We start from the raw sequence: 24,568 nt of genomic DNA, 5'->3' as shown, positions 1-24,568 counted from the left end.
GCGGATCGTTCATGGCAGCACTTAATCTCAGCGACCAGCGCCAGTCTCCGGACGACGTTCTTGCCAGCGGTGAATATCCGCTGACAAGACGCGATCTGTCGGAGATCGCTGCGATGATCTATGCGGATGCAGGCATCTATCTCAACGACACCAAGGCGTCGCTGGTCTATTCCCGTCTGTCGAAGCATATCCGCAATCTCGGCCTTTCCGGTTTCCGCGAATATTGCACGCTGGTCTCCTCAACCGAGGGCGCGCCGGCACGGCGGGAAATGCTGTCGCATCTGACGACGAATTTCACGCGCTTCTTCCGCGAGAACCACCATTTCGAACATCTGCGCGACGAGGTCCTGCCGGGCCTCATCGCAAGGGCCAAGAGCGGCGGGCGTGTCCGCATCTGGTCGGCGGCCTGTTCCGACGGGCAGGAGCCCTATTCCATCGCGCTTACCGTGCTCGCCATGTTCCCGAATGCGGCGGATTACGATTTCAAGATTCTGGCGACGGACATCGATCCCAAGATTTTGGCGCAGGCCCGCGCCGGCGTCTATGACGACAACGCGCTCGAAACCGTCTCCCCCGCCATGCGCAAGCAATGGTTCACGGAGGTCGATGCCGGCGGTCGCCGCAAATTCCGCATCGAAGACAAGGTCAAGCGCCTCATCACCTTCAACGAATTGAACCTGATGACGCAATGGCCCTTCAAAGGCAATTTCGACGTGATCTTCTGCCGTAACGTCGTCATTTATTTCGACGAGCCGACACAGACGCGCATCTGGTCGCGTTTCGCCGGCCTGCTGCCGGAAGGTGGTCATCTCTATATCGGCCATTCCGAACGCGTCTCCGGCGATGCCAAGAACCTGTTCGACAATACCGGCATCACTACCTACCGCTTCATTGGTCACGCATCCGGGAGGAAGGCATGAGCGCACTCGCACGGGTACTCGTCGTCGATGATAGTCCAACGATGCGCGGCCTGATTTCGGCTGTCCTCAAGGCAGATCCGGAAGTCGAGGTGGTCGGGCAGGCCGGCAACGCCATGGAAGCACGCGCCGCCATCAAGCAGCTCAACCCCGATGTCGTGACGCTCGATATCGAGATGCCGGAAATGAACGGCCTCGAATTTCTCGAAAAGATCATGCGCCTGCGGCCCATGCCGGTGATCATGGTCTCGTCGCTGACCCATCGCGGCGCGGACGCTTCGCTTGCGGCACTCGAAATCGGTGCCTTCGATTGCGTCGGCAAGCCGGCTCCGGGCGATGCGCGTCCCTTTGGCGATCTTGCCGACAAGGTGAAGGCCGCTGCCCGCTCCCAACACGCCGCCTATCGCACGGCTCGTCCGGAAAGCGCCGCGGCTGTGCAGCCTACGCCGGTCAGCGATTATCGCGCGGGCCGCAAAGTCGTGGCCATCGGTTCGTCCACGGGTGGTGTCGAGGCGCTGATCGCCGTGCTGCAGAAATTTCCGGCCAATTGCCCGCCGACCGTCATCACCCAGCACATGCCGCCGACCTTCACCCGGAGCTTCGCCGAACGGCTGAACCGGATTTGCGCGCCCGTCGTGGAAGAAGCCACCGATGGCGCACGCCTGCAGACCGGCAAGATCTATCTTGCGCCGGGCGGTGAACGCCACCTGCAGATCGCCAACCGGGCAGCACCCTGCTGCCGGCTTATCGAGCGCGATCCGGTGAACGGTCATCGTCCCTCCGTCGATGTGCTGTTTGATTCGGTGGCAGAGCTTGCCGGTCGCAATGCCGTCGGCGTCATTCTCACCGGCATGGGCCGCGATGGCGCGGCCGGACTGCTGAAAATGCGCCATGCCGGTGCGCGCACCGTCGGCCAGAATGAAAAAACATGTGTCGTCTACGGCATGCCCCGCGTGGCCTATGAGCTCGGTGCCGTCGAACAGCAATTGCCGCTGGCCTCCATCGGCGAAGAAATCCTGAAACTAACCACTGCCCGCAAAGAAGGTGCTGACTAATGTCTCTCGCAGAAAAGATCAAAGTTCTGATCGTTGACGATCAGGTGACCAGCCGGTTGCTCCTCAGCGATGCGCTGACACAGCTGGGCTTCAAGCAGATCACTGCCGCCGGCGATGGCGAGCAGGGATTGAAGATCATGGAGCAGCAGCCCCATCATCTCGTCATCTCCGACTTCAACATGCCGAAGATGGACGGTCTTGGTTTCCTGCACGCCGTGCGGGCCAACCCGACCCTTAAAAAGGCGGCCTTCATCATCCTTACCGCGCAGGGCGACCGCGCGCTGGTGCAGAAGGCGGCGCAGCTCGGCGCGAACAACGTGCTGGCCAAGCCTTTCACCATCGACAAGATGCGCGCAGCCATCGAGGCGGTTTTCGGATCGCTGAAATGATTGAAGCTGCGGCCAAGCGCGTACATATCATTCAGGGCGAGTATAAGGTTGTCAACGATCCCGACGTGGTCATGACGACGATACTCGGTTCGTGCGTGGCCGCCTGTCTGAGAGATCCCGTTGCCGGCATTGGAGGAATGAACCACTTCCTGTTGCCGGGAACGGGCAATGTGACCGGCGGAGATGCAACGCGTTACGGCGTGCATCTCATGGAACTTCTGATCAACGGCCTTCTGAAGAAGGGCGCCCGCCGCGACCGGCTGGAGGCCAAGGTTTTCGGCGGCGCGAAGACAATCGCCAGCTTCTCGAATGTCGGTGAGCAGAATGCCATCTTCGCCATGCAGTTTCTGAAGGATGAAGGCATTCCGGTCATAAGCTCCTCCACGGGCGGAGAGCATGGCCGCAAGATCGAGTTCTGGCCGGTCTCGGGTCGCGCGCGTCAGCATCCGCTCAGCGGCGCGGAAACCCAGAAGACGGTCGCCATGGAAACGCGTCCGGTGCCGGCACCCAAGCCCGTCGCCAACGACATCGAATTTTTCTAGTCACGGAGTTTCCAATGCAGATTGCAGACCACGCCGGCACCGCTCCGTTCGAAGAAGCACTGCCGGATGTTCTCATGCGCGTGGTGTCGGAGTTGCACGATGTCGCCTATCTCATAGAGCGCATCGAACCACAGTTGCTGGAAGTGACCAGTGGTCAATTGTCGGGCGATGGCATCAAGCTGCTGCAGGGCATTGATCTCGCCGTTCAGAAGACCCGCGGTCTTGCCGAATTCATCGACACCATCACCGGTTCCATTCCCGGTGAATGGATCGTGGATGTCTCGACGGCGCTCAGCCTCGTCAAGCTTGCCGAAATGCAGAAGGCGCTGGGCGCGGCCTTCCGCCACGGCCATTCCCAGCCGCTGGACAAGGCGTCCGGCGACTTCGACCTGTTCTAGACCATATTCCAGCCGACGTTCCTTTCCTCGCTGAATGCGGAGAAAGGCAACGCTCGCGCAAGCTTCGCACCCTATTGTCATTACGGGGCCAAAAGGTCTCGGATTCTATGAATGACGGTGCGGAACAGAATGAATCTGTTAAATCAAATCCCTCAGGTCCTGAAGAATATCGCGGCGCTGGGTCAGACACGGCTGCTGATGCTGGGCGGCGTGGGCGTTTTGTCCATGGCCGTTATCCTTGCAGCAGCCCTCTACGTGAACCGTCCCGCTTACGAGACCCTTTATGTAGGGCTTGAAAAAAGCGACCTCAACAAGATCAGCATTGCGCTTGCCGAATCGGGGCTGGACTTTCAGGTCGGAACCGACGGTTCGAGCCTTCAGGTTCCCGTTGGACTGACCAGTAAGGCAAGGCTGCTTCTGGCCGAGCGCGGTCTGCCTGATAGCGCCAATGCCGGTTACGAGCTTTTCGACAATGTCGGTTCTCTCGGCCTGACCTCCTTCATGCAGGAAGTGACGCGCGTTCGCGCCCTCGAGGGTGAGATCAGCCGCTCCATCCAGCAGATCGACGGGATTGCCGCCGCACGCGTCCATATCGTCATGCCTGACGTCGGCAATTTCCGCCGTGGCGAACAGAAGCCCACCGCATCGGTCATGATCCGCGCCAGCGCCACCGCAGGTCGCAAGGCGTCCGCCTCCATCCGTCACCTCGTCGCCTCGGCCGTTCCCGGCCTCGAAGTCGATGACGTGACCCTGCTCGATTCCACCGGCCAGCTTCTGGCTTCTGGCGACGATGTCACCAACGCCGCCATGAACCGCTCGCTGACACTGGCGCAGAATGTCCAGCAGGAAATCACCACCAATATCGACAAGGCGCTGGCGCCTTTCCTCGGCATGGACAATTTCCGCTCAAGCGTGACCGCGCAGCTGAACACCGACAGTCGCCAGATCCAGGAGACCGTGTATGATCCGGAATCGCGCGTCGAACGCTCTGTCCGCACGGTAAAGGAAGACCAGAAGTCCCAGGAAACGCAGCCGGATACCGCAGCGACCGTGGAACAGAACGTGCCGCAGGCAGCCCCGCAGGGTGGCGGCGGTGGCCCGCAGTCCTCCGACCAGTCGGCCAAGAAGGAAGAGCAGACCAATTACGAGATCAACTCGAAAACGGTCGCTACCGTCAAGAACGGCTACACTGTCGAGAAGATTTCGGTCGCCGTGGTCGTCAACAAGGGTCGCATTGCCAAGATGGTCGGCGAACCCGTCGATCAGGCCAAGATCGACGCCTATCTTGCCGAAATGCAGAAGATCGTGACGTCGGCGGCGGGCATCTCTTCCGATCGCGGTGATATCGTCACGCTGACGGCAATGGACTTCCTCGAAACGCAATTGCTCGACGAGGCCGCCAGCGGTCCGGGCGTCATGGAAGTGTTGAGCCGCAATTCGGCTGGCATCATCAACTCGCTCGCCTTCGTCGCTGTCGCCTTCCTCGTCATCTGGCTTGGTGTGCGTCCCCTGGTCCGCACGGTGGCCGGCAATGGTGCGGCCGCGGGTCAGCTCAGCCAGGAGACCGCCGGTCTCGAACTGCCGGATTTCTCTCCCGGCATGGATGCAGGTGCTGGTGGTCTCATGGAAGGTTTCGGAGCGGATTTCGGCTTCGACAGCACCGACGATCTTCTGGCAGGTGGCGACAGCGAAGGCACCTTCAACCGCCGGGTTCGCGAAGGGCCGGAACGCAGGCTCTCCCGCATGGTGGAAATCAGCGAGGAAAGAGCAGCCAAGATCCTGCGCAAATGGGCAGTGGAAAAGGCAGCGTGATTTTGAAAAGGCCGGTTTTACCCCGGCCTTTTTCGCATTTTCGGGCTTTTTACTATCCTTGGTCGTCGGGCCGTGGCATTCTCGTTTCAGGACAGTGTTTACAAAAAATTCATCAACGATACAGTTTGCTGGGAATAGGCTGAGAATGCCGTTTATGAATTGGCCAGCTTTTCAGTATGTTTTTTTAGCAATAGACGAATGAGGAAATACGTGGAAAGGCTGTTGTCAGGTAATGGCAAATTCCGGTCGGTTCCATAAAATGAAGTGATTCGGTCTCCGGGGGCGTGCCATTCCATTTTGGTAAGCTTCTTGAATGGAATGATTCCATCCCGATGTATAATCTCCCGCTGGGAGCAAGAGGGCGTAGGCGATTGAAAGTCGATGTTGATATCCGCAGGCTGTCTGCCAAGCCTATGGAGGGCATGGGTAAGCCCTTGCCGCGCGATCAGCTTGCCAAGAACGTCGCAGCCACGGCCGCTGCCGGCAACGTTGCAGGCGCACTGGATTTGCTCGTAACCTACGCTGGCGCCTCGCATTATCTGCTGGCGCGGGATGATCTTCTCGAAGAAACCGGTCTGAAATTCATCGTCACATCCGACTGGCCTTTCGATCTGGTGCGCAGGCTCGGCATTGAGCTGACGAACAGCCAGAACAGATCGAGCGAAATGGAAAAATGCCTTTCGCTTCTGCGGCCGCGATTATTGTTTCTTCCCGACGATGTTTCTGTTCCCTACGGTATCGACCGGCAATATTCCGCACTGTCTTTCTGCGTGGGCCGCATCCGCCTTTCCCTTCTTCTGCTGTTTCCCGAACATGCTGTTCCTTCACCGGAGCGTCTGCGAGAAATCGCGCTGTTGACGGGTTATTGCGTAAGCTTCGGCATCGCCAGCGAAGCAAAGGCCGTGCGTGATATCGATCTTACCGAGCGCGAGCTCGAATGCCTGTTCTGGATTGCCGAAGGCAAGACAAGCGACGAAATTGCGATGATCCTTGGCATTTCGCGCAATACGATCAATAATTACATTACAAGCGTGATGCGTAAAACCGCGACGAAAACCCGCTCGGAGGCAATTGCCTACGCCGTGCGCAACAACCTCGTATAATGGTCGGACGGATGGTACAGACGAAAGACAATGAGGGTACAGGTCAGACGGGCATGTTTTACCGCAGCCCTGTCGCAACGAGCCGGTCGGATCTGTTTCCGAAGCTCGTCGCCATGCAGAAGCTGGTCGGCGCACGAAATTTCGTGGTGACGAAGGCTGCCGCTTCCGGTTTTCCCAACAAGAAGAAGCTGACCTGCGAGCTGGAAAACTGGGGCATGAATGCCGCAGAACAGAGCACGCAGTTCATACGCGCCGTTGGCGATATTCTTCTCGACCATATCGAGACGTCGCTGTTGCCGGTTATCTGGCGCAACAAGAATGCCGGCGGCTTTGCCGATCTTCCCGATGTTCCGGCGTTGCTACGCCGGATTGAAAACGACACGTTGCCCTATGCCGGGCTGGCCATGCCGGTGCGGCTCGGCACCATCGGCAATGGCTACATCGTTTTCTGCGGCACCAATCTCGTCCTCGACAACGAGGTCGTCATCGAGCAGCACATCAAATGCTGCGAGATCATGGTGGACATGCTGGCGCTCGACGAGCGCAAGGCGGCTCCCTCGGAAGCACTGAGCGAGAGGGAAATCGCCTGCTTGCAACTGGCGGGTGACGGCCGGATCAGTGAAGAGATCGCGGTCAAGCTGGGGCTTTCCGTGCACACGGTTAATGCATATCTCGGTTCTGCGACGATCAAGCTTGATTCCGTCAACCGTATTCAGGCGATCGCCAAGGCCATCCGGCTCGGCTATATCCATTGATCGCGGACGGAGCTTTCCCGTCCCGTTAAGCCAGGCTGGCTCAGCCCTTGCAATTGCACCCCTAAAAGGTGCCATCGGCACTTCGCTCTTTTTTAACAGTTGCCAACTAGAACTTTTATAAGTTTGGCTTTGGGGAACTGTTTCATGCACAACCGGCTCTTTAAGACCGTTGCGAGCAAGGTCGTCGCGCTGACAATCGGCTTGATCATGCTCAGTGTGGCCGCAGTTGGTTTTTCCACCTTCATGCGCCTGAAAGACAATATCATCACCACGGCGCTGCGCGATACCAACAGCGCGATGCGTAGCATGGCTATCCTTTACGAGATGAAGGTTGGTGGCGTCACCCTCGACATGGGGGATGGAGAGCTGAAGAGTGTCGGCCGCGCCAGTATCGGGACATTGCGCGACAACGACCTCGTCGACCGCACGGCAGCCGGAAACGGCGGCATCGCCACGGTTTTTGAAACCAAGGCCGGTGAATATGTCCGTATGACCACCAATCTGAAAAATGAAAAGGGCGAGCGCGCGGCGGGCACCAAGCTTGCCACCGATCATCCTGCTTTCGAAAAAGTCAGCAAGGGTGAAGCCTATTTCGGCCCTGCCACGCTTTTCGGCGTCAACTACATGACCGGTTACATGCCGGTTACCAACAAGACCGGCGCCACCGTCGGTATTCTCTTCGTCGGCGTTCCCATGGCCGTCTACGAAGCCCAGATATTCGGCCTGCGCGACCTGATGCTGATCTGCGGCGCGCTGGCCATGGTTGGCGTCGGGCTGCTCGCCTATTTCGTCATCAGGCGCACTCTGAAGCCGCTGGGCAAGCTGACCGATGCGGTAAAGTCTCTTTCTGACGGTAATCTCGACACGCCAATCCCCTATGCCACCAATACCAACGAATTCGGCAATATCGCCCGTGCGCTGGTGATTTTCCGCGAGAATGCGCTTGAGAAACTGGCCATCGAAGGACGAAGCGCCGATGAGCGCTCCGTGGCGGAATCCGAACGCCACCGCAACGACGCTGAAAAGCAGGAGCTGGATAGCCAGATCGAATTTGCGGTGAGTGAGATCGCGTCCGGTCTCGGCAGGCTTTCGCGTGGCGATCTCAGCCGTACGATCGAGACACCTTTCACCGGCCGTCTGGACCGGCTGCGCACGGATTTCAACGGTTCCCTGCTCAACCTTCGCGATGCGCTGGGGCAGATCCGTGAGCGGACGCTGATCATCCAGCATAGCGGCTTTGAAATCGAGCAGTCGTCGGTTGACCTGTCGAAGCGCACCGAAAATCAGGCAGCCTCGCTGGAAGAGACCGCCGCCGCCGTCGAGGAAATCACCGCGACGGTCAGATCGTCGGCCGAGCGGGCACGGGAGGCCAATGAGGCCGTTCGCATTACCAAGCAGAGCGCCGATAGTTCCGGCTCGGTCGTCAGCAATGCCGTTGATGCCATGGGCCGCATCGAAGGCGCTTCCCGCAAGATCGAGCAGATCATCGAGGTCATCGACGATATCGCCTTCCAGACCAATCTCCTTGCGCTCAATGCCGGCATCGAGGCAGCGCGTGCGGGTGAGGCGGGCAAGGGTTTTGCCGTAGTGGCGCAGGAAGTGCGTGAATTGGCGCAACGTTCCGCCGATGCAGCCCGCGAAATCAAGCAGCTCATCAACCAGTCGACGCACGAAGTCAGCACCGGATCGAAGCTGGTGCAGGAGGCGGGCACGGTTCTTTCCGCCATCAGCCAGCAGATCGTCACCGTCAGCCAGCATGTCGAAACCATCGCAACGGCAACGCAGGACCAGTCTTCCGCGCTTCACAACGTCAACGGTTCCGTCAACCAGATGGACCAGATGACGCAGCAGAATGCAGCCCTTGCCGAACAGTCGAGTGCGGCGAGCCGGGTGCTCTCCGGCGAGGTGGAGGCCTTGCTCGATCTCGTCCAGCGTTTCCAGATGGAGCAGGGTTCGGCGGCGGGCAGGGATCGATTGAACCGGGCTGCCTGATATCCCCAATTTGCAAAATCAAAGACTCCCGCATCGCAAGGTCCGGGAGTTTTTTTATTCCGCCGCCGCCCGTGCCGTGCTGGATATCTGGTTGATATAGGCGCGCAGCGCCGCCGGTTTGACCGGCTTGTGCTGAACGGAAATCCCGTATTTTTCGGCATCGCTGCGCACCTCCGGGCTGCGATCCGCCGTCACCAGCAGGGCAGGGATCGTCTTGCCGTAGAAAGTCCGGATGAGGCGGATGGCGCTGATGCCGTCACCATCATCGAGATGGTAATCGGCGATGATGACATCAGGCGCTGCCGTCAGTTTCAGGAACGGTTCTTCCAGCGTCGCCACCGAACCTGCCGGCAGAACCTCACAGCCCCACCCCGTCAGCAACAATGTCATGCCCTCGAGGATTTTCGGCTCATTATCGATGCACAGGACCCGCACCCCCTGGAGGCGGTCGCTCGCCGCCGCATTGCTGACCGCGCCACCCGATTTGGACGGCGCAACGCGGTCTGATTCACGCGGCAGATGAATGCGGAAGGTCGTACCCTTGCCGGGCGTCGATATCAGCTGCACGGGATGGTGCAGCATGCGCGACAGCCGGTCGACAATGGAAAGCCCGAGCCCGAGCCCGGATGCCGTTTTTGCGCCTTCGTCCAGTCGGGCGAATTCCTTGAAGACGGTGCGGAATTTGGATGCGGGAATACCGATGCCGGAATCCGTCACCTGAATGACGACTTCGCCGCCCCGGCGGCGGGCACCGACCACGACCTTGCCTTTCAGCGTATATTTGATGGCGTTCGAGACCAGATTCTGCACGAGCCTCCGCAGGAGATTGGGGTCGGAACGGACCGTGAGCGAAGTGGGCATGACCACGAGGTCGAGGTTCTTTTCCTGCGCCATCGGTGCGAAATCGGTTTCGATGCGTTTCAGCAGCTCATTCAGCGGCACGGATGTCATGCGCGCTTTCATCGAGCCGGTGTCTAGACGGGAAATGTCGAGAACCGCGCCGAGAATGGTTTCGACCGATTCGAGCGCTGAATCGATATTGTGGACGAGGTCACTTTCTCCCGAGGCGCCAAGCCGTTCGACAAGCGAGGAGGAATAAAGGCGCGCTGCATTGAGTGGCTGGAGAATGTCGTGACCGGCGGCGGCGAAGAACCGCGTCTTGCCGATATTCGCCTCGTCGGCCGATGCCCGTGCCTCCGCCAGTTCGCGGTTGACGCGGGTAAGTTCGACGGTTCGTTCCGCCACCCGCTGCTCCAGGGTCTCGTTGGCCTGTTTCAGCGCCTGATCGCTCGCTACCCGTTGCGTGATGTCGGTGAAGGTGGCGACGATGCCTTTGTCCGGCATGGTGTTGGAGCGCACTTCGATGATGCGCTCGCCGCCGGCCAGCACCAGCGAGAAGGGCAGGTCCATGGTCAGGAAACTGGTGATCAGCTCGTCCGTATCTCCGGCGGGCATGTCGCCACGTTCCTGCAGCATCGAGACGATATCCGTCAGCGGCACGCCCACCTGGCCGAATTGTTCCGGCAGATCCAGCAGGGTGCGGAAGCGCCGGTTCCAGATGGTCAGCTGCTGCGAGCTGTCGAAAACAGCGATGCCCTGGTCCATCTGCGCCAGCGCCGTTTGCAGCATGTCCTGATTATATTGCAGGGCTTCACTCGCCTGATCGAGCAGCCAGGCTGTGTCTGCGCTGGTATCTTCCGCCTTCTGGAGAATGATGGAAAGCACAAGGCGGGCAGAGGAGGAGCCGATGGCGCTGCCCAGCAATTGTTCGGAAAAATGGATCAGCGCCATATCCGCTGGCTGGTCGTCATTGAGCTTCCGGCCCGCCGTCTTCTCATAGGTCGCGAGTGAACGCAGCATGCGCTCTTCGCCGAGATAACGGGCAATCGCGCTTTTGAGGTCGCCGACACTGACCCGGGTTTTCCAGCCGCGTGTGGCGAATTGCGATTTCGAGTGGCGCTTGACGAAAATGCCGGACTGGATGCGCTCCACCGGCCGCGGGTTGCGCGACAACGAGCCGAGCACGAAGGCCATGCTGTTGACGAGCAGGCTGAGGATGACGGCATTCACGAAAGGATCGGCTTCCGGTCCGTTGAAGACGGTGCTGCCGGAAAACAGGAAACCGAGAATATTCGCGGCCACTTCGGAATTGTCAGGCCCGCCGAAGCTCGGCAGAAACAGCAGATAGGCCCAGACGAAAAAACCTGAACTGAGGCCGGCAATTGCACCGCGCGCATTGGCCCGCCGCCAGAACAGGCCGCCGAAAAGGGCAGGGGCCATCTGGGCGATGGCGGCGAATGCCAGGAAGCCGATGGAGGCAAGCCCTGTCGCGCTGTCGGCAGCGCGATAATAAAAGTAACCCAGCAGCATCACCGCGAAGATCGCCGTTCTGCGGATGTTGAGCAGTGTTTTGGCGAAATTGTCCCGGTGCGGCGAGCGGTTCAACAGCTTCTGCCGCAGAAAGATCGGCATGACGATGTCGTTGGAAATCATGATCGACAGCGCCACCGAGGCGACGATAACCATTGCGGTCGCCGCCGAAAACCCGCCGATGAAGGTGATGAGGGATACGACCGGCATCTGATGCGTAAGCGGCAGTTGCAGGACATAGAGATCGGCGCTGCCGTTTGCGCCGAGCGTCAGAATGCCCGCGAGCGCGATCGGCAGCACGAAGATGTTGATGGCGATGAGATAGAGCGGCAGCAGGAAACCCGCCATGCGCAATTCTTCCGGCGTGCGGTTTTCCACCACGGTGACGTGGAACTGGCGCGGCAGCAGGATGATGGCAAAGCCGGACAGCAGGGTCATGACGATCCAGCGGCTGACGGGCGTGTGATAGGATATGGCCCGCATGGCCTGTTCATTCTCCGTGGCGAGCCGCCACAGATGCACAGGCCCGTCGAAAAGGACAAACAGCACGTAAAAGCCGACGGTACACATTGCGACCAGCTTGACCAGCGACTCCATCGAGATCGCCAGGATGAGCCCGTCCTGATGTTCTGTCGCATCGGTGTGGCGGGTGCCGAACATGACGGCGAAACCGGCCATGACGATGGTGACGACCAGCGGCAGATCGAGGAAATAGAGATTGCCGCTGCCAATGCCATAGTCACCGGGATCGACCATCGTCGCCACCGAATTGGAAACGGCTTTCAACTGCAGGGCAATATAGGGAATGGCGCCGACAAGCGCGATGACGGCGACGATCATCGCCACGGTGGAGTTCTTGCCGTAACGGGCGGCGATGAAATCCGCAACCGATGTCAGCTTTTCCGTTTTGGCCAGCTCGACGATTCGGCGAATGATCGGCATGCCGATGGTGAAGGCAAGGATCGGCCCGGTATAGATGCCGAGGAACTCCAGCCCCTTGTCCGCCGCAAGCCCGACGCCGCCGAAATAGGTCCAGGAGGTGCAATAGATCGCCAGGCTCAGCGCATAAACGAACGGCCGCCCCTTCTTAGGGGCGTTTCTTTCCCGGCTGTTTCTATCCCCGAAGCTTGCAACCGCAAACAGCAGCAGGACATAAGCGAAGGCCGAACCGAATATGATCCACCCAGGAAGCACGCGTCCTCCCCATGCAAGAATTCCCTGATATGAGCATAGGCGAATTCCATGCCGTTGAGAATGAGCGCGGTCTGATCATAAAGTTCAAGACGAGCGTGCAAAAAAGCTAACAAATGCAATCTTGACGAATTCCAAATGCGAAGGGGAACCTATATGGTTGAGCGTGTAGGGACAGTCACATAGCTTCAGCTTTCGAAGCAGGAGAGAGGGACAATCTGGATGCTAAACGAATTTAAAACCTTCATTGCCCGCGGCAATGTCATGGATCTGGCCGTCGGTGTCATCATCGGTGCGGCTTTCAGCAAGATCGTTGATTCCGTCGTCAACGATCTCATCATGCCGATCGTCGGCGCAATTTTTGGCGGCTTCGATTTCTCGAACTACTTCCTGCCGCTGAGTTCCGGCGTCACCGCCCCCTCGCTCGCCGCTGCCCGTGATCAGGGTGCCGTCTTTGCTTATGGCAACTTTCTGACCGTTCTCATCAACTTCCTCATCCTCGCCTGGATCATTTTCCTGATGGTCAAGGGCGTCAACAGGCTTCGCGCTTCGGTAGAAACCAAGAAGGCCGAAGAAAAGACGGAAGCGGCGCCGCCGCCGGAAGATGTCAAGCTTCTCACCGAAATCCGCGATCTGCTCAAGACGCGCTGAGACCGACATTATCCCCGGCCTGGTTTTGCTGACCTGCGCGGACGGCTCACTTGCGCCGGGGATCGATCCATAAAGAAAATCCATGTTCGCCTCACGGAATATCATGCATATGGCCGGTTCGATGCGATAAGAAGGCACCAAACGGAGTGTCTTTAATGTCCATTTTGAACAGTCTGAGTGCACGCTCTCTGGCGGCTCCCGAGAGCGGCATCGTTGAGGTTGTGAATTATGCCCGGGGGCGGGATAATCTCCTGCCGCTCTGGGTCGGCGAAGGCGATCTGCCGAGCCCGGACTTCATCAATCAGGCTGCGATTGATGGGCTGAACAATGGCGAAACCTTCTACACCTGGCAGCGCGGCATTCCCGAACTGCGCCAGGCATTCAGCCGCTATTACGAACGGCATTTTGCGGCATCGCTGCCGCCGGAACATTTTTACGTCACCGGGTCCGGTATGCAGGCGATTGTGCTTGCCGTGCAGGCGCTGACTTCGCCGGGCGACGAGATGGTGTATCTTTCACCCACCTGGCCCAATATCGTCGCCGCCATCGGCGTGGCGGGCGCAAAGGCGGTTCCGGTCGGTATTGATTTCCGTGACGGTCGCTGGGACCTCGATATCGGCAAGCTGGAAAGCGCCATCACCGGCAAGACCAAGGCGCTTTTCATCAACACGCCTTCCAACCCGACCGGTTGGACCGCGACGCGCGACAATCTTCGCGATGTTCTGGCGCTTGCCCGCAAACACGATCTCTGGATCGTCGCGGACGAGATTTACGCGCTCTATCACTATGCCGGCACCCGCGCGCCTTCGTTCCTCGACATCATGGAGCCGGACGACAAGATCGTCTTCGCCAATTCCTTCTCGAAGAACTGGTCGATGACCGGCTGGCGTGTCGGCTGGCTTGCAGCGCCGCCGGCCATTGGCCAGGTCATCGAAAACCTCATTCAATATTCCACATCGGGCGTCGCGCAGTTCATGCAGCGTGGTGCAGTCGCAGCCCTCGATCAGGGTGACGGCTTCATTCGCGAAAACTACGAACGTGCCCTGGCGTCCCGCGATATTCTCTGCGATGCGCTGATTGCAACGAACCGGGTTGAAACGCTGAAGCCGGATGGCGCTCTTTACGCCTTCCTCAAGATAGACGGTGTCACGGACAGCCGCGCCACGGCGCTGGATATCGTTGATAAAACCGGCGTAGGCCTTGCACCCGGCACGGCATTCGGCCCGGGGGGCGAGCTGTTTCTACGCGCCTGTTTCCTGCGCAACCCCAGGCAGATAGAAGATGCAGCCGATCGGCTGGCGGCTTACATCCTCGGCAGGTAGGTTTCGGTCTTCCCTGCAATGTTTGCCTGTCGCGTTGGTACATCCCCGCGACAGGTACATTTGCTCAAAAAATCACAGTGAAGCTCCAAAACTACAACCCCACGGCGTAACCATCGACGTGCGGGCTTTTCTGTGCTATGCGCTTTCTGTTCCTTTTATGAGAACATTTTCATCTAATAAATAAAAAGCACTTCATTGCGCTAACCAATCGTAAGCCACCTTTTCAGAGGGCTGAGGGCTGGGTCGCGTATTTGCTGTGCAAGTAATCAATGATGAAGAATTATTGGCTTTGATGGGCTCAAGAAAAGCAAACAGGGAAGTAAAGTCATGGCTGTTCTGGTCACGGGTGGAGCAGGTTACATAGGAAGCCACATGGTGTGGGCTCTGCTCGATGCCGGGGAAGAGGTTGTTGTTGTCGACCGGCTTTCCACGGGGTCTCGCTGGGCTGTCGCGCCGGCTGCACGTTTCTATCTGGGGGATGCGGCCGATCGCACCTTGCTCGACCAGATTTTCGAAGAAAACCAGATCGAGACCATTTTCCACTTTGCCGGCTCCCTCAGCGTTCCTGAATCGATCAGCCGTCCGCTCGAATATTACGAAAACAATACCGGTACGACCCGCGCCCTTGTCGCTGCAGCCGTCGCCCATGGCATTCGCAATTTCATCTTTTCGTCGACAGCCGCCGTCTATGGGAACCAGCCTTTTGATGGCCCGGTGCCGGAAACGGCGATCCTGAGCCCTGAAAATCCCTATGGCCTGTCGAAACTCGCCTCTGAAATCATGCTGCGCGACGTCGTGCAGGCGCATGATTTCAATTATGTGGCGCTGCGTTATTTCAATGTCGCCGGAGCCGATCCGCAGGGTCGTGCTGGTCCTTCTCCAACGGGCGTGCCAAACCTCATCAAGGTCGCCTGCGAGGCCGCAACCGGCCGTCGGGCTCGGGTTGAGGTCTATGGAACGGACTATCCGACCGCTGACGGCACGGGCGTTCGCGACTATATCCATGTTAGCGATCTGATCGATGCGCATATGCTGGCCATGGCGCATCTGCGCGCCGGTGGCGGCACCCGAACCTTGAATTGCGGTTATGGCGTCGGTTATTCGGTGCTGGATGTGCTGCACGCGGTGCGGCAGGAATCGGAGCAGGATTTCCCGGTCATCCATTGCCCGCGCCGGCCGGGTGATATTGCGGCGATGGTAGCGGATTCCACCCGTATTCAGTCGGAGCTGGGTTGGCGTCCGCGTTTCAACGATCTGGCGATCATCGTTCGCACCGCTCTTCAGTGGGAAGCCAAGCGCCAGGCGCAGCAAAGCGACAGAATTCCCCCGGTCCGGCGCAAGCTGGCAGCGATAGGCTGAGCAGGTTCCGCATCAGCGGATAGCGTTGTTCTTGACGGAAGGATAGACGACCGGCCGATCCGAAACGCTGGCGGCCGGAAGCCATCGCTCCCTGTCGAAAAAACGGCGCGTCAGCTTCAGCCCCGGCGACTGTTCATTCGCGAGCAAAATTACGTTCATGCGATGCGGCGCGGTCGGCTCCGGCTTGACGGAGACCGAAATGCCGAAATGCTGTGCCTGATAGGGCTGCATCCCGCGTGCCGGTTCAAGCATGGCGGCAAGGTCGCTCCAGCGGGTTTGCCCGATAATCAGGGCCAGCGCATCGTCAAGCTTTGCTTTAATGGCGGCACCACCAGGCGTCTCAGGCGCCACAGCCTTCATTCGGATGGATCTGATTTCGCCGGACGGCTCTCCCCTGATCTCAAGGAACAGCGATGCCCGTTCGGCGGGCGTCGCCGCATTCCCTTCGGCAAGGTCGGCCATGCATTCGAAGTTGCGGATATTCACCGGGCTTGCGTGCCAGCCTTGTCGGTTGGAAAAACCCTCGGCGGCGAAACGGTCACAGAGGTCCTTGCCGGAAAGCACGAAATCGCGTGCGAAAGATGCCCTGTCGCCGGTTTTCTCGAATTTCAATAGATGAGGCGGCAGATAGACCTTCGTGGCCGCGAGCTTTTGCCGCTTGACGGGTTTCACTTTGGGCGGCGGCTCGGCGGAATAGATGGCAGGCGCCAGATTGAAATAGGTCAGCAGGCTCCTGAGGTGCTTCTTATCGTTGGCAAGCAGCACCGTCGCCAATATGGCGAGGCAAACGGCCAGCACCGCAAACAGCAGCGCGCCATGGCTTACTCTTTTTTGCAGGCTCGCGTCCATCGCAGGACCCTATGGCTACCGGGGTAGGGCGGCAGCCTTTCTTGATATGGATTTTCGGGCCGTTTTCAGCCCTGTGAATATGGATGTAAGTGGAAGCTCAAAAAAATATATCATGCAATCCACCGCCGGAATCTCCGGCGGTGGGTGGTGTTATTCGGATGTATTTTTACCCGTGTCCTGCCCGCCGGCGCTGCTTTCATCGTCTGCGACCGGAATGGCGTAGGAGCCATTCAGCCAGCGGGCAAGATCGAGCGAGCGGCAGCGATCCGAACAGAACGGATAATCGTCGCGTGTCGAGGGCCGCCCGCATTCCGGGCACGGCTGGGATTTACGGAGCGGCGTGACGTTACCGGCGCCTTCAGTGGAGGGTTTTGCCATGGTCTATCCCTCGAGCCAGCCCGATGTCACCTCAAATCCTTCACCGGACAAGAGCGACATGGTCTCGTAAAGCGGCAGGCCGACGACGTTGGTGTAGGAACCGGTCAATTTCTGCACGAATGCGCCGGCAATGCCCTGAATGCCATAGGCACCTGCTTTGCCGCGCCATTGCCCGGAGGCGATGTAGGCGTCGATTTCGCGCGTCGAGAGGCGTTTGAAGCGCACCTTGGTTTCCACCACCTTCTGACGGATTTTGCCGCCAGGTATCACAAGGCAGATGCCGGTATAGACCCAATGGCTACGTCCCGAGAGAAGATGCAGCGCTGCCGAGGCGTCTTCGGTATATTCCGCCTTGCCGACGATGCGACGGCCCACGGCCACGACGGTGTCGGAGCCGAGAACATAGGCGTCTTTCCACGTCTGCTCGCTCTTGAGCGCGGCATGCGCCGCTTCGGCCTTCTGCAGCGACAGACGACGACACAGCGTGCGCGGATGCTCAAGCTTCGCAGGCGTCTCGTCGATATCCATCGGCATCAGGCGTGCCGGCTCGATGCCGATCTGATGCAACAGTTCCAGACGCCGCGGTGAGCCGGATGCCAGAACGAGCTTTTGTTTTGAGTTTGTCATTGCGCTGCCCGGGCGTCCGATGCCGAAAACGGATTACTTGAAGCGATAGGTGATGCGGCCCTTGGTCAGGTCGTAAGGCGTCATTTCAACCAGTACCTTGTCGCCGGCCAGAACGCGGATACGGTTCTTGCGCATGCGGCCCGCGGTGTGGGCGATGATTTCGTGTTCGTTCTCAAGCTTCACGCGGAATGTTGCGTTCGGCAGCAATTCGGTTACGATGCCCGGGAATTCAAGGACTTCTTCTTTTGTCATGTAAGGGTTTTCTTCCTGTTGATAGTGCCGGACATGTCCTGTCCGGGAAAATTGCGCGGAAACTACACAATCCCGGCACATTTGTGAACCTCTAAAGCATTGGCTTGAAAATCAGTAATGATTTTCATGAGGCAGCGGCCATTTTCACTCTTTTGAAAGCGTATCCGCCACCGGCTGCTGCCGCCCCGGCAGGCGTTCCGAAATAAGTTTCGACAGATGGTCCCGCACGTCGCGATAGGCGTCGAGAATCTGTTCGCGTGTGCCTGTGATCACCGTCGGATCCATTGTCGGCCAATAGACCACATCGAGCGAATTCGAGCGCGTCAATTCAAGCGCTGCGTGATGGGCTTCCGGCGTTAATGTAATGATCAGATCGAAAAAATCATCCTCGATCTCGTCCAGCGTGCGCGGTTTGTGTTTGCCGAGCGAAAATCCCTGCTCTTCCAGCACTGCATCCACGAAGGGGTCGCGCTCGCCGGCCCGCACGCCAGCCGACTGGATGTAAATGCCGGGCGCGACCAGCCGTTTGGCGATGACTTCCGCCATGGGGGAACGGATGGAGTTCATGCCGCACATGAAGAGGACCGATTTGGGCGCTCGTCCCTCGTTTGGCGCTGCGGCAGGATCGCTCATCTCTAACCCCGCCAATAGAGCACGCAGACAAGGGTAAAGAGGCGGCGCGCCGTATCGAAATCCACCGTGATTTTGCCGGACAGCCGGTCCATCAGGGTCTGCGAGCCGTCATTGTGAATGCCGCGCCGGCCCATGTCGATTGCCTCGATCTGACTGGGCGTAGAGGAGCGGATCGCCTCATAATAGCTTTCGCAGATCAGGAAATAATCCTTGATGATGCGGCGGAACGGCGTCAGCGACAGAATATGGGTCGAGACGTCTTTTTCGTCTTCGGTCTTGATCGCGAAAACCAGCTTGGCATCAACAAGCGAAATATGCAGCCGGTATGGTCCGCCATCGTGGCCCGCCGGCTCAAAGGTGTTTTCCTCGATCAGGTCGAAAATGGCGACGGCGCGTTCATGCTCCACGTCAGGCGTGGACCGGCCGATACTATCGTCCAGAACCACATCGCAGAGCCGGAAATCGCCTGAAGCCATCGCTTAACTTTCCGGATTGAGGCGAATGGAGACCGAGCGCGCGTGCGCATCCAGCCCTTCCGAACGCGCAAGGGTGATTGCTGCCGGTGCAAGCTGGCGCAACTGCTCTGGCCCAAGCCGCAGGATCGAGGTGCGCTTGACGAAATCCAGCACCGAAAGCCCGGAGGAGAAGCGCGCCGAGCGCGCCGTCGGCAGAACATGGTTGGAGCCGCCGACATAATCGCCGATCACCTCAGGTGTATGACGCCCAACGAAGATGGCACCGGCATTGCGGATGTGGGTCATCAGCGCATCCGGATCGTCGACGGCGAGTTCCAGATGTTCGGCGGCGATGCGGTTGGCCAGCGGAATGGCGTCGGTGAGCTTCTCAACCAGAATGATCGCGCCGAAATCGGCCCAGCTCGCCGCCGCCGTTTCGGCGCGCGAGAGGCGCTTCAACTGCCGTTCGACGGCTGCTTCCACCGCCTTGCCCAGTTCGGCATTGTCGGTGATGAGGATGGATTGCGCCCCACGATCATGCTCCGCCTGCGCCAGAAGATCGGCGGCCAGCCAGTCCGGATCATTGTCCCTGTCGGCGATGACGAGCACTTCGGAAGGTCCGGCGATCATGTCGATACCAACGGTGCCGAAGACTTGCCGCTTTGCTGCGGCCACATAGGCATTGCCGGGGCCGACGATCTTGGCGACCGGCGCGATGGTTTCCGTGCCATAGGCAAGGGCTGCGACGGCCTGCGCGCCGCCGATGCGATAGATTTCCTCAACACCGGCGATACGCGCCGCAGCAAGAACCGCGGGGTTTATCACGCCGCCATTGGCCGGCACGACCATGACGATGCGCTCCACGCCGGCGACCTTTGCCGGTACGGCATTCATCAGGACAGAGCTGGGATAGCTGGCGGTACCACCAGGCACATAAAGGCCGACAGCCTCGATGGCCGTCCAGCGCGAGCCGAGACCCACACCAATATCGTCTTCGTAGATGTCGTCCTTCGGCATCTGCCGCGCGTGGTGTTTTTCAATGCGCCGGGCCGCGAGTTCGAGGGCTTCGATGATGTTTTTGTCGACCGCCGAATAGGCGGCATCGATTTCATCCGCCGTCACCCGCATTGACACCTTGGTAAAATCGAGGCCGTCGAATTTTTGGGAATAATGGGCAAGGGCCGCATCGCCACGCTGACGGACATCGTTGATGATGTCGCGAACCGTCGCATTGACGTCTTCGGAAACTTCCCTCTTGGTTGTCAGGAAGGCTGCGAATTTCTGTTCGAAATCAGCCGATGCCTGCTCCAGCCAGATTGCCACGCCATTACCCTTTCATTGTCCCCGCGGACGATGCCGCGAGGTTCACGAACTCGCCGCGCAATAATCGCGGCTCTGGTATGTGGCATAAATCGAAACGGTGACGAAAGGCAACCGTTGCGACGGTGTGGAGTGTTTATTCGCTATCGGGGTGATGCGGTTTGGCGGCGGTTTCCCATGCGCCGCTCACATCGGTCAGCTGCGCCTCGATGCATTCGACATCGAGCGCAATGGCGCCGCCGCCCGAAAGCGTCAGCTCAACGGCTCCATCCGGCCCTTCGCCATTCTGCACGAAGCGGATGGCGAGAAGCGACAGGACCTGCTCCTTGTCGGTGCGGTTGATGCCATAGGAGCGCACGGCGGATACCCGCTTGAGGAAAACCACGCTGCGGCAGCGTTCCGGCGGCAGGTTCTTCTTGTCGGCGCTTTCCCACACGAAACGATTGGCGGAAAGCGTGAACTGGCCATGCTTCGGCTCGAAGGCAACGTCTTTCAGTTTAAAGACGCTGTCCTGCATATGCGTCGAGATGACGGAGAGATCTTCAGTATCCAGCGCGAGCAATTTCAGGCCGCTCATCATTTTTTCCTTTTCCGCGGGCCACGGGCCGCAATGTCTATTTCTTGTACTGGAAATAGGCAGTCGAGGCCCGCTCTGCAACGGGTAGGAACCGGATGAGCGGCAATGAAAGGATCAATCGCTGACGCGTTCGACCAGTGCGCCGCAGCGGGTAAGCTTTTCTTCGAGGCGCTCGAAACCGCGATCGAGATGGTAGACACGCGAAACCATGGTCTCGCCTTCCGCCACCAGACCGGCAATGACCAGCGAGACGGAGGCGCGCAGATCGGTCGCCATCACGGGCGCACCCTTCAGGCGGGAGACGCCCTCAATGCGGGCCATCTGGCCGGAGAGCGAAATCTTCGCGCCGAGGCGGGCCAGTTCCTGCACATGCATGAAGCGGTTTTCGAAGATGGTTTCGGTAATGTGGGAAACGCCCTGCGAGCGGGTCATCAGCGCCATGAACTGCGCCTGCAGATCGGTGGGGAAGCCGGGGAAGGGCTCGGTGACAACATCGACCGGCTGGATGCCATTGCCGTTGCGCACCACGCGAAGGCCGGTCTCGGTCTCGCTGATCGTCACACCCGCAAGCCGCAGCGTATCGAGCGCATTGTCGAGCAGCGAAGCGCGCGTGCCTTCCAGCACCACGTCACCGCCGGCCATGGCAACCGCCATGGCATAGGTGCCGGTCTCGATACGATCAGGCAGAACCCGGTGGCGCGCGCCGGAAAGCGAGGTGACGCCCTCGATGGTGATGGTGGAGGTGCCCGCACCTTCGATCTTCGCGCCCATGGCGGTGAGGCACTGCGCCAGATCGACCACTTCCGGCTCGCGGGCCGCGTTGTGAATGACGGTGGTGCCGCGGGCAAGGCTCGCGGCCATCAACATCACATGTGTTGCGCCGACGGAGACTTTCGGGAAAGTATAAACCGCGCCGATCAGGCCACCCTTGGGGGCCGTGGCGTTGATGTAGCCGCCGTCGATTTCCATCGTCGCGCCGAGCGCCTCGAGGCCCTCAATAAACAGATCAACCGGGCGCGTGCCGATGGCGCAACCGCCAGGCAGGGAAACGCGGGCGCGGCCTTCACGGGCCAGAAGCGGGCCGATGACCCAGAAGCTGGCGCGCATCTTGGAAACCAGCTCATAAGGGGCCGTCGTATCGACCACGGTGCGGCAGGTGAAATGGACGGTGCGGGAATAGGCTTCGCCCTGGCTTTCGCGGCGGCCATTGACGGAAATATCGACGCCGTGATTGCCGAGAATACGGATGAGCTGTTCAACATCGGCCAGATGCGGCACGTTTTCGAGCGTCAGCGTGTCGCTGGTCAGAAGCGATGCGATCATCAACGGCAAGGCGGCGTTTTTTGCGCCGGAGATGGGAATGATGCCGTTAAGCTTGTTGCCACCCGTAATTCTGATGCGATCCATGCGTCCCTACGGGCCTGTGCCCGCCTTTCTTATCATGCCTTGCGGAAAGGCGCGTCCTTAGACGAATTTCCGCGGCGTTTCAATTTATGCTGATGAATTCTCTATGAGGATGATTCGTCCGTTTTTGCGGCAGGCAGACCGATTGTATCGTCCGCATCGCCGGCGCGGCGCGCACGAACCTGCTGTTTACGCTTCAGAAGGTTTTCACGAAGCTTCTTGGCCGCCCGCGCCTTGCGCTCCGCTTCGCGCTGCCGCGCCTTCTCGCCAGGGCCAGCCTGCGCATTGCCGTTAGCCGCCAAGGCGGACGGCTCTGCGGAAGCCTCCACGGAAACCCCAGCCTTCGCCTGTTTGTCATGATGTTCGTTCATAAATTCAGCAATATCCGAAAAATACATTTTTCAACAGGGGGAACGCTTTTTTGCCCCGCTTGATGAAGAATATCGTTTTGCGACTTGCGCTCATCAAAAACCTATGGCAATAGGCCGCCACGCTTGATGCTGAAGCACACGCTTCGGCACCGGATGCTGCTATAGCTCAGGGGTAGAGCACTCCCTTGGTAAGGGAGAGGCCGAGAGTTCAAATCTCTCTAGCAGCACCATTTCTCCCATAGATTCAAGAAATTACGCACGTTCCAGAGCCGCGGCATTGGCCTGCTGCGCACTGCTTGCGCACTTCCCCGAGCGCTTCCTGCAAGCCATAGAGAGCAGAAATCCAGACAAACGGAAAACCGCGCCTCTTGCGAAGCGCGGTTTCCATATCCGAATATTCTGCTGCTGCCAGAGCGGGACGAAACCGCCCGTAGCCAACGGGCGCCGCTTACTGGCGGAATAGCGACAGGATATTTTCGGAGCTGGTATTGGCGATGGAGAGCGACTGGATCGCCAGCTGCTGCTGCGTCTGGAGAGCCTTCAGTCGGGTGGATTCTTCGTTCATGTCGGCGTCAACGAGGCGGCCGATGCCCTTGTCGATGGAGTCGGTCAGCTTCGAGACGAAGTCTTCCTGTAGATCGAGACGCATCTTGATCGAACCAAGATCAGCACTTGCACTGATGAGCGATTCCAGCTGCGTGTTGACGAACTGGATCATGTTGTCGAGACCGTCATTCTCTGTCAGCGGCTGGCCTTTGGCATCCGTCAGGCCGCTGAGGTCCTTGGTGATGTCCAGATCGATCAGCGAGTAATCAAGCTTCTGCGCCATCTGCGATGTTGCCGCAGCGGTTTCGAGATAGATGTTGTTGTTGGAAGAGCCACCGGTGCCAATTGCCGTCACCGTGGTGCCAGCGGGCGTCGGTGCCGTATTGTTGGCCTTCACATAGAGTGCTTCGCCAGCTGCGTTTTCACCGATCTTGAAATAGGTGCCGTTGTTTCGTGCAGTGGTGGCGGCGGCAACAGTTACGAGGCCGGTCGTTGCGTCTGCAGCGGAAACCGTGGTTGTCGTGCCCGAGGGGAAGCCCAGAAGCTGAGATTGGGTAAATACTTTTGCAGTGGAAGGCGTGGTTGTTGCGACACCTGCAGGTGTCGTCGTCGTGATCTCGAAATCGCGCAGAACGCCGGTGTCGGAGTAATAGGCAGAGCTGTCGAGAATGCCGTTTTTCGTCGCGCCGGTGGACGTATCGAAAAGCGCAGTCTTGTTGTCGACCTGAATGTTGATGGTCTTGACGGCGACGTTACCTGCGCCATCGCGGATGAAGGAGCCGACGACCTGTTTGGTGATGGGTGTCAGGTTACCGGAGGCGTCGCTGATCTTGCCTTTCAGCCAGTTTTCGCCGGAGAAGGAGGCGGATTCGCCGATGCTCTTCAGCTGGTCCTGAAGCTGGCGGATTTCTTCCTGGATCTTGGCCTTGTCGACGCCTGCTTCGCGGGCGGCAACCAGCTTCTTGCTGATTTCCTTGACGACATCGACGGTGGTTTCCATGGCGGAATAGGCGGTATCGACCTTGGCGGCGCCGAGGCCGAGGGCGTCCTGCACGGCGGACAGAGCGCCATTATCGGAACGCATGGTGGTCGCGATCGACCAGTAAGCGGCGTTGTCGGATGCGGTCTTGACGCGCAGGCCGGAGGAGACGCGCGACTGCGTTTCTTCCATGCTGCTGCCGATGGCGCGAAGGGTCTGCAGGGCGGCCATTGCCGCGACGTTCGTCAAAATGCTGGTCATAATTATTTGCCCCTTGATTGGCTGAAATGAAAAGGGACATTCCGGATTGCCGCCGGGAAC

Annotated in this window: 24 protein-coding genes and 1 tRNA gene; 13 read left to right on the top strand and 12 right to left on the bottom strand. The window is 59.1% G+C overall.

What is annotated here, in order from left to right; translation table 11 throughout:
- Positions 1–11: 11 nt before the first annotated feature.
- From cheR to M0412_RS10220, 9 genes are all read left to right on the top strand, one after another.
- Positions 12–920, top strand: coding sequence for a protein-glutamate O-methyltransferase CheR (gene cheR / locus M0412_RS10260; protein WP_269698714.1), 909 nt, complete (start codon positions 12–14; stop codon positions 918–920).
- Positions 917–1,972 carry a protein-glutamate O-methylesterase CheB gene (gene cheB, locus M0412_RS10255; RefSeq protein ID WP_142841081.1) on the top strand — a complete coding sequence of 352 codons (1,056 nt, stop codon included), beginning with the start codon at positions 917–919 and terminating at the stop codon, positions 1,970–1,972. The genes cheR and cheB overlap by 4 nt, the downstream gene beginning before the upstream one ends.
- On the top strand, positions 1,972–2,361 hold the full coding sequence (gene cheY2 / locus M0412_RS10250; protein WP_003515008.1) for a chemotaxis response regulator CheY2: 390 nt from the start codon (positions 1,972–1,974) through the stop codon (positions 2,359–2,361). Before cheB ends, cheY2 begins: the two co-directional genes overlap by 1 nt.
- Positions 2,358–2,903, top strand: a complete 546-nt coding sequence (gene cheD / locus M0412_RS10245; protein WP_003493784.1) for a chemoreceptor glutamine deamidase CheD — start codon at positions 2,358–2,360, stop codon at positions 2,901–2,903. Before cheY2 ends, cheD begins: the two co-directional genes overlap by 4 nt.
- Before the next feature lie 14 nt (positions 2,904–2,917).
- Complete coding sequence (locus tag M0412_RS10240) at positions 2,918–3,301, top strand: hypothetical protein (protein WP_052816944.1); 384 nt, start codon at positions 2,918–2,920, stop codon at positions 3,299–3,301.
- 129 nt (positions 3,302–3,430) lie between these two features.
- Entirely contained in the window at positions 3,431–5,113 is a 1,683-nt protein-coding gene (fliF, locus tag M0412_RS10235) for a flagellar basal-body MS-ring/collar protein FliF (protein WP_161991319.1), read from the top strand.
- Positions 5,114–5,484: 371 nt separating this feature from the next.
- A complete protein-coding gene (gene visN / locus M0412_RS10230) occupies positions 5,485–6,216 on the top strand; it encodes a transcriptional regulator VisN (RefSeq protein ID WP_052760248.1) in 732 nt (243 codons plus the stop codon).
- 53 nt (positions 6,217–6,269) lie between these two features.
- Complete coding sequence (gene visR, locus M0412_RS10225) at positions 6,270–6,971, top strand: transcriptional regulator VisR (RefSeq protein WP_046800731.1); 702 nt, start codon at positions 6,270–6,272, stop codon at positions 6,969–6,971.
- A gap of 144 nt (positions 6,972–7,115) precedes the next feature.
- On the top strand, positions 7,116–8,963 hold the full coding sequence (locus M0412_RS10220) for a methyl-accepting chemotaxis protein (RefSeq protein ID WP_142841085.1): 1,848 nt from the start codon (positions 7,116–7,118) through the stop codon (positions 8,961–8,963).
- A 54-nt stretch (positions 8,964–9,017) separates the two neighbouring features.
- Here the strand turns inward: M0412_RS10220 and M0412_RS10215 are convergent, their stop codons facing one another.
- Complete coding sequence (locus M0412_RS10215) at positions 9,018–12,527, bottom strand: hybrid sensor histidine kinase/response regulator (protein ID WP_142841087.1); 3,510 nt, start codon at positions 12,525–12,527, stop codon at positions 9,018–9,020.
- A gap of 219 nt (positions 12,528–12,746) precedes the next feature.
- Between M0412_RS10215 and mscL the strand changes: the two genes are divergently transcribed.
- The 3 genes from mscL to galE all read left to right on the top strand — a co-directional run bounded on the left by mscL (position 12,747) and on the right by galE (position 15,856).
- Entirely contained in the window at positions 12,747–13,175 is a 429-nt protein-coding gene (gene mscL / locus M0412_RS10210) for a large conductance mechanosensitive channel protein MscL (RefSeq protein ID WP_142841089.1), read from the top strand.
- Between the two features lie 155 nt (positions 13,176–13,330).
- Entirely contained in the window at positions 13,331–14,497 is a 1,167-nt protein-coding gene (locus tag M0412_RS10205; RefSeq protein WP_269698693.1) for a pyridoxal phosphate-dependent aminotransferase, read from the top strand.
- 327 nt (positions 14,498–14,824) lie between these two features.
- Positions 14,825–15,856 carry a UDP-glucose 4-epimerase GalE gene (gene galE, locus M0412_RS10200; RefSeq protein ID WP_269698692.1) on the top strand — a complete coding sequence of 344 codons (1,032 nt, stop codon included), beginning with the start codon at positions 14,825–14,827 and terminating at the stop codon, positions 15,854–15,856.
- 12 nt (positions 15,857–15,868) lie between these two features.
- On the opposite strand, the gene M0412_RS10195 is transcribed toward galE, so the two are convergent.
- From M0412_RS10195 to M0412_RS10150, 10 genes are all read right to left on the bottom strand, one after another.
- Complete coding sequence (locus M0412_RS10195) at positions 15,869–16,705, bottom strand: DUF6030 family protein (RefSeq protein WP_269698691.1); 837 nt, start codon at positions 16,703–16,705, stop codon at positions 15,869–15,871.
- Between the two features lie 150 nt (positions 16,706–16,855).
- Positions 16,856–17,083, bottom strand: a complete 228-nt coding sequence (gene yacG / locus M0412_RS10190) for a DNA gyrase inhibitor YacG (protein ID WP_153513162.1) — start codon at positions 17,081–17,083, stop codon at positions 16,856–16,858.
- Positions 17,084–17,086: 3 nt separating this feature from the next.
- The gene (locus M0412_RS10185) at positions 17,087–17,710 is read right to left on the bottom strand and encodes a Maf-like protein (protein WP_142841099.1); all 624 of its coding nucleotides are present in this window, start codon (positions 17,708–17,710) and stop codon (positions 17,087–17,089) included.
- A gap of 33 nt (positions 17,711–17,743) precedes the next feature.
- A complete protein-coding gene (gene infA, locus M0412_RS10180) occupies positions 17,744–17,962 on the bottom strand; it encodes a translation initiation factor IF-1 (protein ID WP_004432473.1) in 219 nt (72 codons plus the stop codon).
- A gap of 144 nt (positions 17,963–18,106) precedes the next feature.
- Positions 18,107–18,595 carry a low molecular weight phosphatase family protein gene (locus M0412_RS10175; RefSeq protein ID WP_269698680.1) on the bottom strand — a complete coding sequence of 163 codons (489 nt, stop codon included), beginning with the start codon at positions 18,593–18,595 and terminating at the stop codon, positions 18,107–18,109.
- Positions 18,596–18,597: 2 nt separating this feature from the next.
- A complete protein-coding gene (locus tag M0412_RS10170) occupies positions 18,598–19,071 on the bottom strand; it encodes a UPF0262 family protein (RefSeq protein WP_142841103.1) in 474 nt (157 codons plus the stop codon).
- Between the two features lie 3 nt (positions 19,072–19,074).
- Complete coding sequence (gene hisD, locus M0412_RS10165) at positions 19,075–20,373, bottom strand: histidinol dehydrogenase (RefSeq protein ID WP_269698678.1); 1,299 nt, start codon at positions 20,371–20,373, stop codon at positions 19,075–19,077.
- A 133-nt stretch (positions 20,374–20,506) separates the two neighbouring features.
- Complete coding sequence (locus M0412_RS10160) at positions 20,507–20,947, bottom strand: DUF2948 family protein (protein WP_046800569.1); 441 nt, start codon at positions 20,945–20,947, stop codon at positions 20,507–20,509.
- A gap of 114 nt (positions 20,948–21,061) precedes the next feature.
- The gene (gene murA, locus M0412_RS10155; RefSeq protein WP_269698675.1) at positions 21,062–22,354 is read right to left on the bottom strand and encodes a UDP-N-acetylglucosamine 1-carboxyvinyltransferase; all 1,293 of its coding nucleotides are present in this window, start codon (positions 22,352–22,354) and stop codon (positions 21,062–21,064) included.
- A 101-nt stretch (positions 22,355–22,455) separates the two neighbouring features.
- On the bottom strand, positions 22,456–22,722 hold the full coding sequence (locus M0412_RS10150; protein WP_269698674.1) for a hypothetical protein: 267 nt from the start codon (positions 22,720–22,722) through the stop codon (positions 22,456–22,458).
- 155 nt (positions 22,723–22,877) lie between these two features.
- Here M0412_RS10150 and M0412_RS10145 point away from each other — a divergent pair.
- A tRNA-Thr gene (locus tag M0412_RS10145) sits at positions 22,878–22,952 on the top strand.
- Between the two features lie 218 nt (positions 22,953–23,170).
- On the opposite strand, the gene M0412_RS10140 is transcribed toward M0412_RS10145, so the two are convergent.
- Positions 23,171–24,508 carry a flagellin gene (locus M0412_RS10140; protein WP_269698672.1) on the bottom strand — a complete coding sequence of 446 codons (1,338 nt, stop codon included), beginning with the start codon at positions 24,506–24,508 and terminating at the stop codon, positions 23,171–23,173.
- Between the last annotated feature and the right edge of the window lie 60 nt (positions 24,509–24,568).

Source organism: Agrobacterium sp. O3.4, from assembly GCF_041414895.1.
In the GTDB taxonomy this organism is placed as follows: domain Bacteria; phylum Pseudomonadota; class Alphaproteobacteria; order Rhizobiales; family Rhizobiaceae; genus Agrobacterium; species Agrobacterium cucumeris.
Note: the sequence above shows the minus strand (reverse complement) of the source record. Positions and strands in the feature narration are given on the sequence as shown.

Coding starts and splice junctions, on each gene's coding strand:
- M0412_RS10240 (WP_052816944.1), top strand. CDS start 2,918: ATGCAGATTGCAGACCACGCCGGCACCGCTCCGTTCGAAGAAGCACTG.
- infA (WP_004432473.1), bottom strand. CDS start 17,962: ATGACAAAAGAAGAAGTCCTTGAATTCCCGGGCATCGTAACCGAATTG.
- cheR (WP_269698714.1), top strand. CDS start 12: ATGGCAGCACTTAATCTCAGCGACCAGCGCCAGTCTCCGGACGACGTT.
- M0412_RS10220 (WP_142841085.1), top strand. CDS start 7,116: ATGCACAACCGGCTCTTTAAGACCGTTGCGAGCAAGGTCGTCGCGCTG.
- cheY2 (WP_003515008.1), top strand. CDS start 1,972: ATGTCTCTCGCAGAAAAGATCAAAGTTCTGATCGTTGACGATCAGGTG.
- cheB (WP_142841081.1), top strand. CDS start 917: ATGAGCGCACTCGCACGGGTACTCGTCGTCGATGATAGTCCAACGATG.
- cheD (WP_003493784.1), top strand. CDS start 2,358: ATGATTGAAGCTGCGGCCAAGCGCGTACATATCATTCAGGGCGAGTAT.
- M0412_RS10195 (WP_269698691.1), bottom strand. CDS start 16,705: ATGGACGCGAGCCTGCAAAAAAGAGTAAGCCATGGCGCGCTGCTGTTT.
- yacG (WP_153513162.1), bottom strand. CDS start 17,083: ATGGCAAAACCCTCCACTGAAGGCGCCGGTAACGTCACGCCGCTCCGT.
- M0412_RS10205 (WP_269698693.1), top strand. CDS start 13,331: ATGTCCATTTTGAACAGTCTGAGTGCACGCTCTCTGGCGGCTCCCGAG.
- M0412_RS10140 (WP_269698672.1), bottom strand. CDS start 24,508: ATGACCAGCATTTTGACGAACGTCGCGGCAATGGCCGCCCTGCAGACC.
- M0412_RS10160 (WP_046800569.1), bottom strand. CDS start 20,947: ATGAGCGGCCTGAAATTGCTCGCGCTGGATACTGAAGATCTCTCCGTC.
- M0412_RS10185 (WP_142841099.1), bottom strand. CDS start 17,710: ATGACAAACTCAAAACAAAAGCTCGTTCTGGCATCCGGCTCACCGCGG.
- fliF (WP_161991319.1), top strand. CDS start 3,431: ATGAATCTGTTAAATCAAATCCCTCAGGTCCTGAAGAATATCGCGGCG.
- murA (WP_269698675.1), bottom strand. CDS start 22,354: ATGGATCGCATCAGAATTACGGGTGGCAACAAGCTTAACGGCATCATT.
- M0412_RS10150 (WP_269698674.1), bottom strand. CDS start 22,722: ATGAACGAACATCATGACAAACAGGCGAAGGCTGGGGTTTCCGTGGAG.
- M0412_RS10175 (WP_269698680.1), bottom strand. CDS start 18,595: ATGAGCGATCCTGCCGCAGCGCCAAACGAGGGACGAGCGCCCAAATCG.
- galE (WP_269698692.1), top strand. CDS start 14,825: ATGGCTGTTCTGGTCACGGGTGGAGCAGGTTACATAGGAAGCCACATG.
- visR (WP_046800731.1), top strand. CDS start 6,270: ATGTTTTACCGCAGCCCTGTCGCAACGAGCCGGTCGGATCTGTTTCCG.
- M0412_RS10170 (WP_142841103.1), bottom strand. CDS start 19,071: ATGGCTTCAGGCGATTTCCGGCTCTGCGATGTGGTTCTGGACGATAGT.
- mscL (WP_142841089.1), top strand. CDS start 12,747: ATGCTAAACGAATTTAAAACCTTCATTGCCCGCGGCAATGTCATGGAT.